Here is a 16,752-nt window from a genome sequence, read left to right as displayed (position 1 = left end):
ATTGACTTTAATTTTTAATTTTCTTGTGATAAAATATATTCTAAGTCCGAGAAAAATTTGGAATAAATTTGCTTTGGAGGATTGTTTATGAGGATACTTGCCATTGGCGATGTTGTGGGGAATATTGGTTGTCGTTTTCTTCGTAAGCGACTTCCTGCACTTAAAAAATTAAAAGGTGTAGACCTCGTTATAGCAAATGGAGAAAATTCTGCAGATGGAAATGGTGTTACGCCAATTTCGGCAGATTTTCTTTTTTCTAGTGGAGTAGATGTTATAACAACAGGCAATCATTCTTTCAGACGCAGAGAAATTTATCCCTATTATGATGACGCACCATATATTTTAAGACCAGCTAATTTTCCTGAAAAAACTACGCCCGGAAATGGTACGCTTATATATGATATGGGCAGAGTTCAGGTTTGTGTGATAAACCTTATGGGTTGTGTTTTTCTCGAAAATCTCAAAGACCCATATGAAACGATTGATGAAATTTTGAAGAAAAATACAGCGAAAATTACGATACTTGACTTTCACGCTGAGGCTACCGCCGAAAAGCTGGCTATGGGATATTATTTAGATGGAAGAATTTCAGCGATGTTTGGAACACATACTCATGTTCAGACGGCTGATGAATGTATATTTGAAAATGGTATGGGATATATAACTGATGTAGGAATGACAGGACCTATAAAGTCTGTGCTTGGTGTTAAACCTGAGCTTGCTATAAAGAAACAAAGGGAAAAATTGCCGGTTCGGTTTGAAACAGCCGATGGCGATTGCAAAATGGATTGTATATTGTTTCAGATAGATGAAAAAAGTGGAAAGACCATAAATATTGAGCGTATAGAAATAAGATAATTATATTTTAACCAAAAAATTCAATAAACCCCTTGCAAAATATTGCATTTTGCTATATTATTATATCATGGTTAATGTTAAGGTAGCTTAAATGCCTTGACTATATTTAGGAGGAATAAAAAATGGAAGTACTAAAGGTTTCATCAAAATCTTCACCAAATTCTGTTGCAGGTGCTATAGCAGGTGTTATCAGAGATTACGGTTGCGTTGAGGTTCAGGCTGTCGGAGCAGGTGCTACTAATCAGGCTTTGAAGTCAGTCGCTGTTGCGAGAGGTTATCTTGCACCTATGGGTGTAGATATTATTTGTATTCCAGCATTTACAAGCATAGAGATTGATGGTGCAGAACGCACTGCTATGAAGCTTCTTGTAGAGATTCGCTGATTATTTGGTATTGCTTTAAGATTCGGTAGATTTTTTACTGATATGATTTATTAACAATTTACTATATTACGAGGAAGTGTTTAAGATGATAAATGGAGTTCTTTTGAAAAATGCCATTATTTCAGGTGCGAATAATATAGTACGCCATAAAAAAGAGGTCGATGAGCTTAATATTTTTCCTGTGCCTGATGGCGATACAGGAACAAATATGTCTATGACAATTACTGCTGCGGCAAAGCTTCTTGCTGAGAGTGAAGAAGTGATTTCTGTTGCTGAGGTTTCTAAAATGACTTCTTCTGCTATGCTAAGAGGTGCGAGAGGAAATTCTGGCGTTATTCTTTCACTTTTGTTTAAGGGAATTGCAGAGGTTTTAAAGGAAAGTGAAGAAGTTGATGGGGTTCTTTTTGCTGATGCACTTACTCTTGGTGTAGAATATGCGTATAAGGCAGTTATGAATCCAACAGAGGGAACAATCCTTACAGTTGCAAGGCTTGCTGCTGAGGCTGCAAGAATTGCTGCTGATGTTGAAAATGACCCTATAATTGTTCTTGGCGCGGCTTGTAATGCTGCGGAAGATGCTTTGGCTCAGACTCCTGAGCTTCTTCATGTCCTTAAAAAGGCTGGCGTTGTCGATGCAGGCGGCAAGGGACTTTGCATTATATTTGAAGGTATGCTTTCTTTACTTCGTGATGGCGTAATGATAAATATTGATGCACCTGTTGAAGTTAAAAAGGAAAATACAGACGATTTCTTTAAGAATGCTGCGGCTGAATTCGATAGTGAAATTAATTTCACATATTGCACAGAATTTATTGTGGGCAAAAATGATAATGCTACTGCTGATTCTGTGGCAGAGCTTCGTGCATATCTTGAAGGAATTGGCGATTGCGTTGTAGTTGTTGAAGATGACGATATTATAAAGACTCATGTTCATACTGAAAATCCTGGTCTTGCTCTTGAAACTGCTCTTAAGTATGGTCAGCTTCTTACTGTTAAGGTTGAAAATATGCGTGAACAGCATCGCATTGCCGCAGAAAAACACGAGCAGGAGCTTAAGCTTTTAGAGGAATCTCCTGAACCAGCTGAACCTGAAAAGGAATTTGGCTTCGTGTCTGTTGCAGCAGGCGACGGCTTACATGAGCTTTTTAAGGATTTGGGCGTTGACAGAGTTGTCAGCGGTGGTCAGAGTATGAATCCAAGCACAGAAAATCTCTATAATGCGATTATGGCTGTGCCTGCTAAGGTTGTTTTCGTCTTCCCAAACAACAAAAATATTCTTATGGCTGCAAGACAGGCTTGTGAGTTGATTACAGACAGAAAAACTGTGATTATTCCAACAAGAACAGTTCCACAAGGAATTGCAGCAATGCTTGCTTATGATGAGCAAGCTACTGTTGAGCTGAATGTCGAATATATGATGGAGGCTGCAAAAAAGATTCTTACTGGTCAAGTTACTTATGCGGCAAGAGATTCCGAATTTGGTTCAACTAAGCTTCGTGAGGGTGATATTATAGCTCTTAATAACGGAAAGCTTGTCTTTAAGGACAAAGACCCGGTTAAGGCAGCTATTAAGCTTGCTAAAGAAATGGTAAGTAAATCTACTGCATTTATTACTATTATCTATGGTGAGAAAGTCAGTGAGGCTCAGGCTAATCTGGCATATGATGCTATTCAGGCAAAATATGGTTCTTCAGTAGATATTACTTTGGTTAATGGTGGTCAACCACTTTACTACTTCTTGATTTCAGTAGAATAATATTTTTGAGTAATTAAAACTGCCACAGCTCACTTAAAAATGAACTGTGGCAGTTTTTGATATTGTGAATTTGGCAAAGCTTTCGCTAAAATCTGTTCGAGGGTTTATAGTTCAAGTGTAACGACCTTTTGCCTACACCGAGAGCAAAAAACTTGATACCCCACAAAGCATAGGAAAGTTTCTTAAAAGATAAATGTTAAATATAATTTTGATATGAAATAATAACTATCATCAAACGCATATTAATTATCTTAACAGGCAGATTGTATGGTTGATTTTTCTTTGTTGCTATATTATAATAAAATTTATAAAAGCATATAATAAGAGCAATTTTATGCTTTTTTGTTATTATATGTAAAATGGGAGTGATGATAAATGGATAAACTTAGGCGAATTAAACTCAAAAATATGATTATGCTTACAATAGCGGGTGTAATCAATGCAATCGGAATTACAATATTTCTTTCGCCTGTAAAACTATACGATAGCGGAATATCAGGAACATCTATGCTGTTAGCTCAGATTACACCAGATTATCTCACACTTTCAATGTTCCTTTTGATTTTAAATATTCCGCTTTTTATCTATGGATTGAAAAAGCAAGGAGCATTATTTACTTTTTATGCGATATATACAGTTGCGATATATTCTGTATGCTCGTGGCTGATTACTGATATTCTGCCGGTTGATGTTACATTTGCCTCACCACTTGCAGGAACAGATTTACTTTTGTGCGCTTTATTTGGTGGCGTTATTTCAGGTATAGGAAGTGGTCTGGCGATACGCTTTGGCGGAGCTATGGACGGAATTGAAGTTCTTTCAGTTATATTTGCGAAAAAGATAGGAATATCTGTTGGCAGCTTTGTTATGATATATAACATTTTGCTTTATATTACTTGTGGTTTCGTTGTTAATAGCTGGATTCTTCCACTTTATTCTATTGTTACATACTTTGCGGCCTTAAAGACAATTGACTACATTGTTGAGGGTATTGACAGAGCAAAAGCAGCTATGATTGTTACAACTATGCCTGATGAAATTTGTAAGGCACTCTCTGAAGAATTTGAAACAGGAATTACTACCTTTAATGCAAAGGGCTGGTATTCACAGAATGACAAGACAATGATTTATTTTATTGTAAATAGATTTCAAATTGGTAAGATGAAAGAAATTATCCATGGAATAGATGCAAAAGCATATATTTCAATTTATGAGGTTGCTGATGTTTTAAGTGGTGACAGAGAATAAAAACTTATAAAGACTTGGGAGCTGAGTTGATGGAATTAAACAAGAAAAATGTTAAAATGCTGATTTTCGTTATTGCGATGGGGATACTCATATTCCTTGGCCTGCAAAATATGAATTTGGTCTTTGGCTTTTTGGGGTGGATACTTTCAGTTTTTACACCAATGCTTATAGGCCTTGCATTTGCTTTTATATTTAATGTACCGCTAAAATTTTTTGAGCGTAAGATTTTTACAAGAAAAGATGGGACATCAAGACTTGGTAAGGCTACAAGACCTATTTCACTTTTACTTTCGGTTTTGCTTGTACTTGCAATAATTGCGGCAATTTTACTCTTGATTATTCCTGAATTATTAAATAGTATTATAACGCTTGTGCAAAATTTGCCAGATACATTTATAAATTTGCAAAATTGGATAGAACAGCTATCAGAAGACCACCCACAGTTTAAAGAGTTCTTTATGAGTACTAATATAAACTGGAATGAAATTTTTAATAGCTTTATTGGAACTATTCAGGATATTTCTATAAACTTTGTTTCTCAAGCCCTTAATATTCTTGTTGGAACAGTAAGCTTTGTTGTTAATATATTCCTTGGCTTGATTTTCTCGATTTACTTTTTGCTCAAAAAGGAACAGCTTTATGCACAGTTTAAAAAGCTTACTTATGCTTTTATTCCAGAAAAAAAGGCAGATATGGTTGTTTCAATCTTTAAGCTTACAGGAGAAACATTCTCCCGTTCTGTTGCAGGCTCTATGATAGAGTGTACTATTCTTGGCACAATTACTGTTACAGCTATGCTTATATTTGGTTTCCCTTATGCTATGATGATTGGTGTTATTGTGGCAGTTATGGCTTTGATTCCTATGTTTGGTGTGACAATAGGTATAATTATCGGTGCATTTCTGATTCTTACTGTAAATCCGACACAGGCTGTATGGTTTGTTGTTATGATGATTATTATTCAGCAAATTGAGGGTAACTTGATTTATCCGAGAGTTGCTGGCAGTGTTATGGGCTTGCCTGCACTTTGGGTTATGACATCAATTATCGTTGGTGGCAAGGTATTTGGTTTTGTAGGTATGCTTGTTATAGTCCCGATTGTTTCGGTTATTTACACAATTTTAAGAAGAGTTGTTCATGTTCGTTTAAGAAAGAGAAAAATCCCCAAGAATAAGATTAAGACATCTAAGGTGCTTGTGACTACACCTATTCATGCAGTAAATCCTAATAGTGAAAAGGGTAGAGAGGCTAAATCGGTTATAGGTTCTTTAAAGAAAAAGACTACATATTCAATTAAAAAGCACACTTCGAATAATAAAAAGAAGTAAGGAGATTTTAATATGCTTTCTGAAGTTAATCTTTCTAAGAAAATTGATAAGAACGAATATAAATTAAAAATCAAGCCTTTAAAAACAGAGCTTGAAATTTTTCAGAGAACTATTCAGAAGCATAAAATTTCTGTGATAATACTTATGGAGGGTTGGGAAGCGGCTGGAAAAGGTACGGCTATTAAGAAAATTATTGAACCGCTTGACCCAAGAAACTTTAATGTTTTTTCTGGCACAATTCCTACGGAAGTAGATAGGCGTTATCCATTCTTAAAGCGTTATTGGGATAATATCCCTAAGGACGGGGAAATTCTGATTCTTAATAAGAGTTGGTATAGCGATATTTATAGTGACGCTTATAATGGCGGACTTTCTGATGAGGAGATAGAAAAAAGGATTGAAAGTGTAAACACCTTTGAAAGACAGCTTGCCGATAACAGAACCATTATTCTAAAATTTTTCTTGCATATAAGCAAGAAAAAACAAAGTGAGCGCTTTGAGGAATTGCGTTCTGATGAAAATACTCTTTGGAAGGTAAGCAAAAAAGACCTTAAACAAAATGAAAAATATCAAAAATACTTCAAGAAAATTGATGAACTTCTTTTGAAAACAAATACACCTTATGCAAGGTGGAATGTCATTCCATCAGAGCAGAATGATTATGCAGTTCTTGAAATGTATAAGATTATTACAGCTCAGCTAAAAAGAGCAGTTGAGTGCGTTGAGTCTGGCGAGGCTCTATATGATAATCACGAAGTCGAAAATGAAAGAGGACTTCACCCTAATATAGTCGTTAAACCGATTTTAAAAAACTATCCTGTTCTGAGTGATATAGACTTAACACTTAGTATGGATAAGGCAGAATATAATAAAAAGCTTGATAAGCTTCAAAAGCGTCTTGAATATCTGCATAGCGTTATTTATAATAGGAAAATTCCTGTTATTATAATTTATGAGGGTTGGGACGCAGCAGGTAAGGGCGGAAATATTAAGCGTGTTAGTGAAGCCTTAGACCCAAGAGGCTATGTTGTTAATCCTATCGCTGCACCTGACCGAGAAGAGCTTGCTCATCATTATCTATGGAGATTTTGGAGGCGTCTGCCTAAAGATGGACACATTGCTATATTCGACAGAAGTTGGTATGGCAGAGTTATGGTTGAAAGAATAGAAGGCTTTTGCACAGAAAATGAGTGGAAAAGAGCATATCGTGAGATGAATGAATTTGAAGCTGAGCTAAGACGCTGGGGAGCGGTCATTGTTAAGTTTTGGGTAGATGTTGATAAGGACGAACAGCTTAAAAGATTTAAGGAACGAGAGGAAAATCCTCAAAAGCGTTGGAAGATAACTGATGAGGATTGGAGAAATCGAGAAAAATGGGAACTGTATGAATCAGCAGTTGATGAAATGTTCCGCAGAACAACAACAGAGGTTGCCGAATGGACAGTTCTTGAATCGAATGATAAGCTATATGCAAGAATTAAAGCTTTGGAGGTTATTATTTCAGCGATAGAAAAGAATTTATCAGAATGAAATAATAAGCTTTAGATAACAGTTTTAATGTAATTTAATTAGATATTTATAATTTAAATTTATGCACAATGACATTTTGAAAGAAATGTCATTGTGCATTTTGCATATTGTGTTGTTTTTGTGTTATTCAATAAGCTGAATTTAGGGCTTGCTTTTTTGGCAAAATAAACTAAAAAATGATTTTAATGATTAATTTTTAATGAAATAATTGTGCTAATTGGGAATTATGAACAAATTATGTCCTTTACATAAGATGATTGATAATATATAATAGTTTAAGAATGTAGACGATTTTATATTAAGGAGGATAGGTTATTATAGTACAAAAATAAAAGCATTCTATATTTCGCCCATAAGCTATTTAAGGAAAGAAAATTGGAGGAATTTTAGTGAAAGTAATTAAAAAAAGCGGGTTTGCTAAAAAGGCTGCTGCGTTTACACTCTCAGCGGCTATGATTACTTCTGCTTTTTCAGGATTGAGTGCGGTTAATTTTGAGCAGAGTAAAGTAGAGGCAGCAGCTATTGTTGATAACGGTCTTAGACCATCTTCTCAGGAAGGCGTTATTCTTCACTGCTGGAACTGGTCTTATAGCAATATCAAAAAGTATATGAAGGATATTGCTGCATCTGGATATACATCTATTCAGACTTCTCCTGTCACACAGCCAAAGGACTACTATTGGGAAGGTATTGCCTATGGCAATGTAGGTATTCCTGACGGTACTGGTGGTTACGAAGGCAACTGGTGGAAGGTTTATCAGCCAGTTACTATGTCAATCTGCGACAACGGTCACACATGGTTCGGAACAAAGGCTGAATTTAAGGCTATGTGTGATGAAGCTGAAAAGTATGGTGTAAGAGTTATTGTTGATATAGTTGCTAACCATATGGGCAATATCAAGGGCTGGAAAATCGGCAGCGTTGAAGAAGTTATGGGAGATATTTCTCCACAGGTAGGTGAATTCTGGAACCCTGATATGCTTACAGATTCATCTTATTGGCATATAAGCACATCTTGGGTTCATTCAAGCGATGGTCGTTTTGATGTTACTCAAGGAAATATGGGTATGCCTGACCTTAATACAGGCGATAGCAAGGTTCAGCAGATGGTACTTAACCTTTTGAAGGAATGTATAGACTGTGGTGCTGACGGCTTCCGTTTTGACGCAGCTAAGCATATAGAAACTCCTGCTGATAACCCAGCTTTTGCAAGTAATTTCTGGGATGTAGTTCTTGACGGTGCAAGAGATTACTATAAGCAAGTAAATCACTATGATGGTGTTTATTTCTATGGCGAAGTTCTTAACCGTATTGATGATGCAAATGCTGAGGCTTATTACAGAAGTAAGATGTCCTTAACAGACAACTCTACAAGTGACAATATCAGAAACAGCGTAAAGTATAAGTCTGCAAGCGGTGCTGCACAAGGCGGTTACTGCGGTTATATTGCAGGTGAGGGCGACAAGGCTGTTCTTTGGGCAGAATCTCACGATACATATATGGGTGGAGGTTCCTCCTATGATGTAAATGACAGCGATATTAAAAAGACTTGGGCTATGGTTGCTTCAAGAAAGGATTCAACAGCACTTTTCTTTGCTCGTCCATATTATTCAAAGTATATTCTTAAAAATGACACTTCAGGTTATGAGTCAAGACAAACTTATGAAGAAATTTTGGCTCAGACTGACCAAACTCAAATAGGTGATGTAGGTACATTGACTTGGGCTGATAAGGAAGTTGTCGAGGTCAACAGATTCCATAATTTCTTCGTAGGTCAAAGTGAACAGCTTGGTTCTTCAGGCGAGTGTGCTTATAGTGTAAGAGGCAACAGCGGTGTTGTCATCTCTAAGATGGACGGCGCAGGCGATGTAAGCTTTAGCGTAAATATGAAAGACGGCACTTATACAGACCAGGTTTCTGGCAATAAGTTTACTGTTTCTGGTGGTGAAATTTCTGGTACAGTTGGAAGCAAGGACGGTATTGCTGTTGTATATAATCCTACAAAGCAATATGCTGACCCATCTCCAGTAGAACCAACAATTATTAAAATTTCAGCAAATGCACAGGACGGTTCAACAACATTTACGACAGATTCTGTTGATGTTGTTATGAAGGTAGAGAATGCTACATCTGCTACTTACGAAACAAGTGAAGGCGATAAGGGTTCTTTCACAGGCAGCAAGACAATTACAGTAGGTTCTTCTATTGCATCAGGTGAGACTGTTAGAATTGCTATTAAGGCAACTGCTGATGACGGAACAAGTAAAGAAAAAACATTTATCTTTAAAAAGAAAGCACCAAGAACAGGCTATCCAAAGCTTAGCAAGGCTGGCATAGCATTTGATAATGCAAGCTACGGTTGGTCTAATGTTTATGCTTATGTTTATAACGCAAAGGACGGCAACAATGGTGCATGGCCAGGCACTGCAATGACAGAGGTTGACGGCGATTACTGGACATATGAGCTTCCTGATAAATTCAGTGGAACAGTTAATGTTATTTTCAGCGATGGTTCAGGCACACAGCTTCCAGGTGCAAACAAGCCAGGTCTTGAAATGGCTGCAACAGAGAAGAAGCTCTTTGTAGATGGTAATCTTATTGACCTCCCTGAAACTCCTGCTGGAGAGCTTAAAGTAAGTCTTTCAAGCTCAGCATCTTCTATCGACCTCGGCAATTCAGTTACTCTTAGTGCAAGCAGCACAGGCGAAAATGGTTCTGTTACATATCAGTTCTCAGCTAATGATGAAGTAATTCAAGCTTATGGTTCAGCTAAGACCTGCACATGGAAACCATCAAAGGCTGGAGTTTATACAATTAATGTAACAGCTAAGGATTCCGCTGGAAATGCAGCTTCAGATAACAAGACTGTTACAGTTAATGAAGTAGTAACTCAAAAGCTTACAAATAATTCAACAATCAGTGCAACAACAATTACTAAGGGCCAGACAATAACAATGACAGCAAATGCAGCAGGTGGTACTGCTCCTTATAAGTATAGATATTATTGCAAGCCAGAGGGCAGCTCAAAATATACAGCACTTACAGGCACAACAACAGCTACAAGCTTTAGCCATAAGCCTGCAAGAGCAATTACTTATAAGTATGCAGTTAAGATTGCTGACGCTAATGGTAAAACAGCTACAAAGTACTTTGATGTAAAGGTTAATGCTTCTGCTTCAACAGCACTTACAAATAATTCAACAATCAGTGCAACAACAATTACTAAGGGCCAGACAATAACAATGACAGCAAATGCAGCAGGTGGTACTGCTCCTTATAAGTATAGATATTATTGCAAGCCAGAGGGCAGCTCAAAATATACAGCACTTACAGGCACAACAACAGCTACAAGCTTTAGCCATAAGCCTGCAAGAGCAATTACTTATAAGTATGCAGTTAAGATTGCTGACGCTAATGGTAAAACAGCTACAAAGTACTTTGATGTAAAGGTTAATGCTTCTGCTTCAACAACACTTACAAATAATTCAACAATCAGCGCAACAACAATTACTAAGGGACAGACAATAACAATGACAGCAAATGCAACAGGCGGTACTGCTCCTTATAAATATAAGTACTATTGCAAACCATCAACAAACACTGCACTTACAGGCACAACAACAGCTACAAGCTTTAGCCATAAGCCTGCAAGAGCAATTACTTATCAGTATGCAGTTAAGATTGCTGATGCTAATGGCAAAACTGTTACAAAGTATTTCACAGTAACAGTTAAATAAAAATTAAATTTCAAAAATTCCTGCAAGATTATTCTTGTGGGAATTTTTATTTTGAATTGAGAATAATTGATATATTTAAAATTTAAAATATATTAAAAAATAATTAAATTGCTTATAATTCTTATACAGAATTTATATTTAAATTTTGTATGATATAATGCTTTCTAAAATACGAAAAAAGAAATATTTGTATTTTATGTGCTTATTAATGAAAGGAATTTAATTATGGCTGAAGAAGGAAAGAAAGTTTTTACTGTTAATCCCAATGGAAAAAAAGTTAAGATTATTGTTGGCGTTTGTGTTGCGTTATTACTTATTGTGGCAATATCTATTGCATCAATAACAATAGTTCCAGCTGGTCATAAGGGTGTTACACTCAATATGGGAGCGGTTACAGGGGCAGTTATGAATGAGGGTATTAATTTTAAGATACCATTTGTTCAAAACGCAGAGATTATTGATGTTCGAGTTAAGAAATATGAATCTAAGGATAATTCCTCTGCGAGTAAGGATTTACAAACAATTAAAAGCTCTATTGCAGTGAACTATCGTGTAAACCAAGACCATGTAGCAGATTTATACCAGAAAATCGGTATGAGCTATGAATCTACGGTTATAAATCCAGCAATTTCTGAGTGTATAAAGTCTGTTACATCAAGATACACCGCCGAGGAGCTTATAACAAAGCGCACTGAGGTTTCTGAAGAAATGAAAAAATTTCTTCAAAAGAAACTAAGCGAGAAATATATCCTTGTAGATAGTTTTAATATCATCAATTTTGACTTTACAGATGCTTTTAATACTGCAATAGAGGAAAAGCAGATTGCAGAACAAAACGCCTTAAAAGCAAAATATGACCTTGAGAGAATAAAAACTGAAGCGGAACAGGCTGTTACAAAAGCAAAAGGTGAGGCCGAGGCAATGAAGCTCAAAAACGAGCAGATTTCTCAGAGTATTATTTATCTTGAATTTATAGACAAGTGGGACGGAAAGATGCCTACATACTATGGCTCAGATAACCTTTTCTTGGGCTTAGATATGAATAATATACAATCTGCAAATACAGGTAATTCAACAAAATCTGAATAAAATTAAATCTGAATAAACTTTAAGGGCTATCGTAGATGCGACAGCCCTTAATATTTGTCTTTTTTAGCCTTTAAGCATTGCCTGCACATTATCAAGAAGGCTTTCTACGGCATTCACAGCGTGTACAGCCTTCTTCTTGGTCTTTTTTGGCTGTTGCTTCATCTGACTACCTACATAACCTACAACAGCTCCTGCAATAAGACCTGCACCGATACCTTTAACAACATTCATTGTATTCTTAACCATAATTGTTGACCTCCAAATAAAAAGTATGAAATTAATCATATTCATAGTGTTCTTCCTTTTGCTGAATTTAAGCCTTGAAAAATTTACCAGTTTTGAACTTCAAGAATTAAGGCTCTTGATTTATCCTTTGCAAAGTATTATCATTTATTTATGTTTTATATGGAGGAAAATTTTATGGCAGAATTAAATATTGTTTTAGTTGAACCTGAAATTCCGCAGAATACAGGTAATATTGCAAGAACCTGTGCAGCAACAGGTGCAAGACTTCATCTTGTAGAACCTATGGGCTTTAAAGTTGATGATAAAAAGCTTAAAAGAGCTGGTCTTGATTATTGGCATTTTTTGGATATAACCTACTATAAGAGTCTTGATGATTTCTTTGAGCGTACAAAGGGCGGAAAATATTATTATTTCTCAACAAAAGCTCCGCAAAAACATACGGATATTTCATATCCTGACGGCTGCTATATACTTTTCGGTAAAGAAACAAAGGGCTTGCCTGAATGGCTTTTGCATGATAATCCAAAAACAACAGTTCGTATTCCGATGATTGATGAGGCAAGAAGTCTGAACTTATCTAATTCAGTTGCGATTGGAGTTTATGAAATACTCAGACAATGGGATTATCCAGAGCTTCTTGAGAATGGCAAATTGAGAGAGTTTGAGTGGGAAAAGTAGTCTTAAAAAATTTTTCAAAAAAATTAAATTTTTTTGAAAAAAGTGTTGACAAACAGAATAGAGTGTGTTATTATATATGAGCGTCAGGGAGATGCTGGTGTAGCTCAGCTGGTAGAGCAGCTGATTTGTAATCAGCAGGTCGGGGGTTCGAATCCGTCCACCAGCTCCAGACTAAAAAGAGGGCTGTTCAAAAGACAGCCCTTACATATGGGAGAGTTCCAGAGCGGTCAAATGGGGCAGACTGTAAATCTGTTGTTTCGGCTTCGGTGGTTCGAATCCACCCTCTCCCACCAAGATTTTGAAGGCGATAGGTTTTACCTATCGCCTTTTGATATACTATGAAGTTTATAATAGCGTTCTTAAAAAACAATTTTAATACTTAGAGTATGTTGTGTTATTTAATATCCAAAATAGAATTGAAACTATTGATTGATTTGTTGAAAAATGCTATAATATATCCATTGAAATAGATTTTACAAAGGGTATAAACTAAATTTCAAGTTTATATATCGGTGATATTATGAAAGAAAAAGTGTTGCTTCTTTTAAAAGAAGGAGAATATATTTCAGGAGAAAAATTGAGTGAAATTCTTGGAGTTTCAAGAACAGCCATTTGGAAAGCAATTAATTCCCTGAGAGATGATGGCTATGAGATTGATTCTGTTACAAATAAGGGATATAAGCTTGTAAAAAAGCCAAATGTACTTAATGCAAGTACTATAAGTGAAGGGCTTAATGTCAAGGTGGTAGGTACAGAAATAATTACACTTAAAACTGTCGATTCTACAAATGAAGAAATTAAACGCAAAGCTCACGAAAATGCAAGGAGTGGTTTAGTTGTCATTTCTTGCGAACAAACAGCAGGAAAAGGTAGACTTGGAAGAAAATGGGCTTCTAATGAAGGTGGGGTTTATTTTTCATTTTTGTTAAGACCTGAGCTTCCTCCGAGTGATGTTTCAGGTATAACTTTAGCAGCTGGTTTGGGTGTTTGTCTTGCAATAAGAAAATTTACGGGACTTGATGCCAAAATTAAATGGCCGAATGATGTTATAGTTGGTAATAAAAAGATTTGCGGAATACTCACTGAAATGACCGCACAGACAGATATGGTTGATTTTGTTGTCATAGGAATTGGAATAAATGTTTTGCAAGAAAGCTTTCCAGAAGAAATTGCTTATAAAGCAACATCTTTAAAAATAGAAACTAAAAGTGAACCAGACCTTTCAGAGCTTATGCATGAAATAATAGCTACTCTTGATAAAACTATTTTGTCATATCTTTTTGGAATTTCTCAAGACGATTTAAAGCTTTATAAAAGTATGTGCGCAACAATCGGCAGAGAAGTTTCACTCGTAAGAAACGGTGAAAAACTTACAGGTAAAGCCGTTGATATTACGGCTGATGGTGAGCTTGTTGTTTGCCTTGAAAATGGTAAAAAAATAGCTGTAAACTCAGGAGAGGTTACAGTTCAGGGAATATATTAAAAATTAGGGTTTTGTTTTATGCTTTTGCATAGGCGAAACCTTTAATATTATATGTGAAAGGGTATATTTGACTATGATAAATGTATCTCATCTTACCAAAAAATATAAAAATACCCACGCAAACGATAATATCTCATTTATAGTAGATTCAGGAGAAATTGCTGTGCTTGCAGGTTCTAATGGTGCGGGAAAGTCAACTGCTATTAAGTGCATAGCCGGACTTTTGCGATATGATGGCGAAATAGAAATTTGCGGTTTTAAAAATAAAAGCCTTGAGGCTAAGAGAATTACAGGGTATATTCCTGAGCTTCCAGCTCCCTTTGATTTGCTTACGGTTTGGGAGCATATGGAGTTTATTGCAAGAGCTTATTTGCTTGAAGATTGGCAGAATGACGCTGAAAAACTTATGGAGCGTTTTCAGCTTATAGATAAAAAGAATAAGCTTGGCAAAGAGCTTTCAAAGGGTATGCAGCAGAAAGTAAGTATTTGTTGTGCATTGCTGATAAAGCCAAAGGCTGTGCTTTTTGATGAGCCGTTTGTGGGTCTTGACCCTCACGCAATAAAAGAACTTAAAGCTATGATTCTTGAACTTAAAAAGCAGGGTGCGTCTATAATTATTAGTACACATATGCTCGAAAGCGTCAGCGAACTTTGGGATAAGGTTCTCATAATGATGGAGGGTCGTATAGAAGCAGAAAGAACAAGAGAAACTGTTGAAAAAAATGGCGAGGATTTAATGGAACTATTTTTCAATATAACCGAGAAAGTTTCACAGTGAGGTATGTATGAAAGCCATTGTTTATATGCTAAGAAAAACCATAAAAAATGGAATAATTGATATATTTCATCACCCTATGCAACTGATAGTTTATATTTTTATAGCTTTGACAACAGTTAGTGGTATTATTACTGCAATGACAAGTAATATCAGCGAGGAAGAAACACATTTTGATTTTCGGATATTGCAGGGAGCATATCTCTTAATACTTTATTTTATAAGCGTTCCTATTATGCTTAAAGGTACAAATGCCTCTACAACTTTTTTCAAGATGAGTGATGTTGCTAATGTTTTTACAGCACCTATTTCTGAAAAGAAGATTCTTATATATGGTGTTGGCAGACAGATGGCAACAATTTTATTATTGCTTGTATGCTTCGTTTCATATGGTGCAATGGCAGTTCAGTATTTTTCGCTTACGATATGGGACGCTGTTTTGCTGTTGCTTGGTATAGGTGTAATGCTGTTTGAAGTGCAGATGATTACGATTTTAATTTTCTGTGTTTGCAATGGCAGACCAACACGAATAAGAATGATGAAATATGCGATATATCTTATAATAGCCTTTCCGATAGCTATTGTATTATTGCAGCTTTTTTCAAATGGATTTACATACGAAAATATTCTTTCAGCAGTATCCTTGCCATATTTGAATTATATTCCCATAGTTGGCTGGACAAGCGGTATGTTTATAGGGATAATAACAGGTAATATAACTAACATATTGGTTTATAGCAGTTTACTTGCATTATTTACTATTTTTGCAATAGTTGTATTTATTCGCAGTAAGGCTGATTACTATGAAGATGTCTTGCAAAAGACCGAAAGCGTTTATGAATTTCGCAATGCAATAAAAACTGGCAAGGTCAGCGATAAGAATATGATGAGTGATAAAAAGAAAATCAAGCTTGGCAGAATTGGCATAAATAGAGGTTCTGGTGCGTCTGTATTTTTTTATAAACAGCTTAGAGAGATGTCAAGACGCTCATTTATCCCCTTTGTAAATGTGAATACAGCGTTTTTGACAGCATTTGTATTGATAGTTGGCTTTGCATTAAAAACTATTAGTGATAGTGAAAATTTAAATTCATCTACAATACTAACAATAGTTGCAGTTCTTTCTTGCTACGTACAGTTCTTTTTTACCGTATCAGATGATTGGATAAAGGAATTACAAAAGCCATATATATTTATGGTTCCTGCAAGCCCGGTTAAAAAGCTTATTATGTCTTGTGCTACAAGTGTAATAAAACCACTTGTTGACGGAGCAGCAGCGTTTATAGTTGGTGGAATAGTATTTAGTGCAAATCCGCTTGATATTTTAGCTTGTATAACAACATATTTTAGCTGTGGACTTTTATATACATCTATTAATGTGCTTGTTCAAAGGTTTATGGGTAAGGCAGGAAATAGGGGAGTACTTATGGTTGTATATATGATTTTACTGTTTATTGCATTAGTTCCAGGAATAGCAGTATCCTTGGCTTTGTTTTTCCTCTCATCAATGCAAGGTGCATATAATGTATTTTTTGCGGCAAGGTTATGTTTCCCAGCGGCAATCTGTAATTTTATAATAGCTTTTTTAGTATTTATGTTGTCAAAAAGAACGCTTAATAATATGGAATATTAAAAGAAAAG

General features: G+C 35.8%; 13 protein-coding genes and 2 tRNA genes. 14 read left to right on the top strand and 1 reads right to left on the bottom strand.

The features are described from left to right. Nucleotides 1-87 precede the first annotated feature (87 nt). The 8 genes from C9914_RS04055 to C9914_RS04020 all read left to right on the top strand — a co-directional run bounded on the left by C9914_RS04055 (nucleotide 88) and on the right by C9914_RS04020 (nucleotide 11,929). Nucleotides 88-858 (top strand): TIGR00282 family metallophosphoesterase, encoded by a 771-nt coding sequence (locus C9914_RS04055; RefSeq protein WP_106763549.1) that lies wholly within the window; start codon nucleotides 88-90, stop codon nucleotides 856-858. Between the two features lie 122 nt (nucleotides 859-980). Further along, complete coding sequence (locus tag C9914_RS04050; RefSeq protein ID WP_022263814.1) at nucleotides 981-1,241, top strand: stage V sporulation protein S; 261 nt, start codon at nucleotides 981-983, stop codon at nucleotides 1,239-1,241. Between the two features lie 85 nt (nucleotides 1,242-1,326). Next, nucleotides 1,327-2,997 carry a DAK2 domain-containing protein gene (locus C9914_RS04045; RefSeq protein WP_106763548.1) on the top strand — a complete coding sequence of 557 codons (1,671 nt, stop codon included), beginning with the start codon at nucleotides 1,327-1,329 and terminating at the stop codon, nucleotides 2,995-2,997. Between the two features lie 375 nt (nucleotides 2,998-3,372). Beyond that, nucleotides 3,373-4,245, top strand: coding sequence for a YitT family protein (locus tag C9914_RS04040; RefSeq protein ID WP_106763546.1), 873 nt, complete (start codon nucleotides 3,373-3,375; stop codon nucleotides 4,243-4,245). 29 nt (nucleotides 4,246-4,274) lie between these two features. Next, on the top strand, nucleotides 4,275-5,573 hold the full coding sequence (locus C9914_RS04035; protein ID WP_022263811.1) for an AI-2E family transporter: 1,299 nt from the start codon (nucleotides 4,275-4,277) through the stop codon (nucleotides 5,571-5,573). A gap of 12 nt (nucleotides 5,574-5,585) precedes the next feature. Next, nucleotides 5,586-7,103 carry a polyphosphate:AMP phosphotransferase gene (gene pap, locus C9914_RS04030; RefSeq protein ID WP_106763545.1) on the top strand — a complete coding sequence of 506 codons (1,518 nt, stop codon included), beginning with the start codon at nucleotides 5,586-5,588 and terminating at the stop codon, nucleotides 7,101-7,103. Between the two features lie 389 nt (nucleotides 7,104-7,492). Beyond that, nucleotides 7,493-10,840 (top strand): starch-binding protein, encoded by a 3,348-nt coding sequence (locus C9914_RS04025; RefSeq protein WP_106763543.1) that lies wholly within the window; start codon nucleotides 7,493-7,495, stop codon nucleotides 10,838-10,840. Nucleotides 10,841-11,065: 225 nt separating this feature from the next. Then, nucleotides 11,066-11,929: a prohibitin family protein gene (locus tag C9914_RS04020; protein ID WP_106763542.1), complete on the top strand. Its 864-nt coding sequence runs from the start codon at nucleotides 11,066-11,068 to the stop codon at nucleotides 11,927-11,929. A 63-nt stretch (nucleotides 11,930-11,992) separates the two neighbouring features. Here the strand turns inward: C9914_RS04020 and C9914_RS04015 are convergent, their stop codons facing one another. Further along, the gene (locus C9914_RS04015; RefSeq protein WP_022265438.1) at nucleotides 11,993-12,175 is read right to left on the bottom strand and encodes a hypothetical protein; all 183 of its coding nucleotides are present in this window, start codon (nucleotides 12,173-12,175) and stop codon (nucleotides 11,993-11,995) included. A 174-nt stretch (nucleotides 12,176-12,349) separates the two neighbouring features. Here C9914_RS04015 and trmL point away from each other — a divergent pair, with 174 nt between their 5' ends. The 6 genes from trmL to C9914_RS03985 all read left to right on the top strand — a co-directional run bounded on the left by trmL (nucleotide 12,350) and on the right by C9914_RS03985 (nucleotide 16,744). After that, entirely contained in the window at nucleotides 12,350-12,853 is a 504-nt protein-coding gene (gene trmL / locus C9914_RS04010; protein ID WP_022265437.1) for a tRNA (uridine(34)/cytosine(34)/5-carboxymethylaminomethyluridine(34)-2'-O)-methyltransferase TrmL, read from the top strand. Between the two features lie 93 nt (nucleotides 12,854-12,946). Further along, nucleotides 12,947-13,022 (top strand) — tRNA-Thr (locus C9914_RS04005). Between the two features lie 40 nt (nucleotides 13,023-13,062). After that, a tRNA-Tyr gene (locus C9914_RS04000) sits at nucleotides 13,063-13,146 on the top strand. Between the two features lie 227 nt (nucleotides 13,147-13,373). After that, the gene (locus C9914_RS03995) at nucleotides 13,374-14,336 is read left to right on the top strand and encodes a bifunctional biotin--[acetyl-CoA-carboxylase] synthetase/biotin operon repressor (RefSeq protein WP_022263993.1); all 963 of its coding nucleotides are present in this window, start codon (nucleotides 13,374-13,376) and stop codon (nucleotides 14,334-14,336) included. A gap of 73 nt (nucleotides 14,337-14,409) precedes the next feature. Beyond that, a complete protein-coding gene (locus C9914_RS03990; RefSeq protein WP_022263992.1) occupies nucleotides 14,410-15,114 on the top strand; it encodes an ABC transporter ATP-binding protein in 705 nt (234 codons plus the stop codon). 7 nt (nucleotides 15,115-15,121) lie between these two features. Beyond that, nucleotides 15,122-16,744: a putative ABC exporter domain-containing protein gene (locus C9914_RS03985; RefSeq protein ID WP_106763540.1), complete on the top strand. Its 1,623-nt coding sequence runs from the start codon at nucleotides 15,122-15,124 to the stop codon at nucleotides 16,742-16,744. Nucleotides 16,745-16,752: the final 8 nt, after the last annotated feature.

This window comes from Pseudoruminococcus massiliensis (genome assembly GCF_900291955.1).
Taxonomy (GTDB): domain Bacteria; phylum Bacillota; class Clostridia; order Oscillospirales; family Acutalibacteraceae; genus Pseudoruminococcus; species Pseudoruminococcus massiliensis.
Note: the sequence above shows the minus strand (reverse complement) of the source record. Positions and strands in the feature narration are given on the sequence as shown.

Bases quoted from the DNA above. Each gene is read 5' to 3' on its own strand.
- C9914_RS03985 (WP_106763540.1), top strand. From the start codon at position 15,122: ATGAAAGCCATTGTTTATATGCTAAGAAAAACCATAAAAAATGGAATA.
- C9914_RS03995 (WP_022263993.1), top strand. From the start codon at position 13,374: ATGAAAGAAAAAGTGTTGCTTCTTTTAAAAGAAGGAGAATATATTTCA.
- C9914_RS04020 (WP_106763542.1), top strand. From the start codon at position 11,066: ATGGCTGAAGAAGGAAAGAAAGTTTTTACTGTTAATCCCAATGGAAAA.
- C9914_RS04045 (WP_106763548.1), top strand. From the start codon at position 1,327: ATGATAAATGGAGTTCTTTTGAAAAATGCCATTATTTCAGGTGCGAAT.
- pap (WP_106763545.1), top strand. From the start codon at position 5,586: ATGCTTTCTGAAGTTAATCTTTCTAAGAAAATTGATAAGAACGAATAT.
- C9914_RS04050 (WP_022263814.1), top strand. From the start codon at position 981: ATGGAAGTACTAAAGGTTTCATCAAAATCTTCACCAAATTCTGTTGCA.
- C9914_RS03990 (WP_022263992.1), top strand. From the start codon at position 14,410: ATGATAAATGTATCTCATCTTACCAAAAAATATAAAAATACCCACGCA.
- trmL (WP_022265437.1), top strand. From the start codon at position 12,350: ATGGCAGAATTAAATATTGTTTTAGTTGAACCTGAAATTCCGCAGAAT.
- C9914_RS04015 (WP_022265438.1), bottom strand. From the start codon at position 12,175: ATGGTTAAGAATACAATGAATGTTGTTAAAGGTATCGGTGCAGGTCTT.
- C9914_RS04055 (WP_106763549.1), top strand. From the start codon at position 88: ATGAGGATACTTGCCATTGGCGATGTTGTGGGGAATATTGGTTGTCGT.
- C9914_RS04035 (WP_022263811.1), top strand. From the start codon at position 4,275: ATGGAATTAAACAAGAAAAATGTTAAAATGCTGATTTTCGTTATTGCG.
- C9914_RS04040 (WP_106763546.1), top strand. From the start codon at position 3,373: ATGGATAAACTTAGGCGAATTAAACTCAAAAATATGATTATGCTTACA.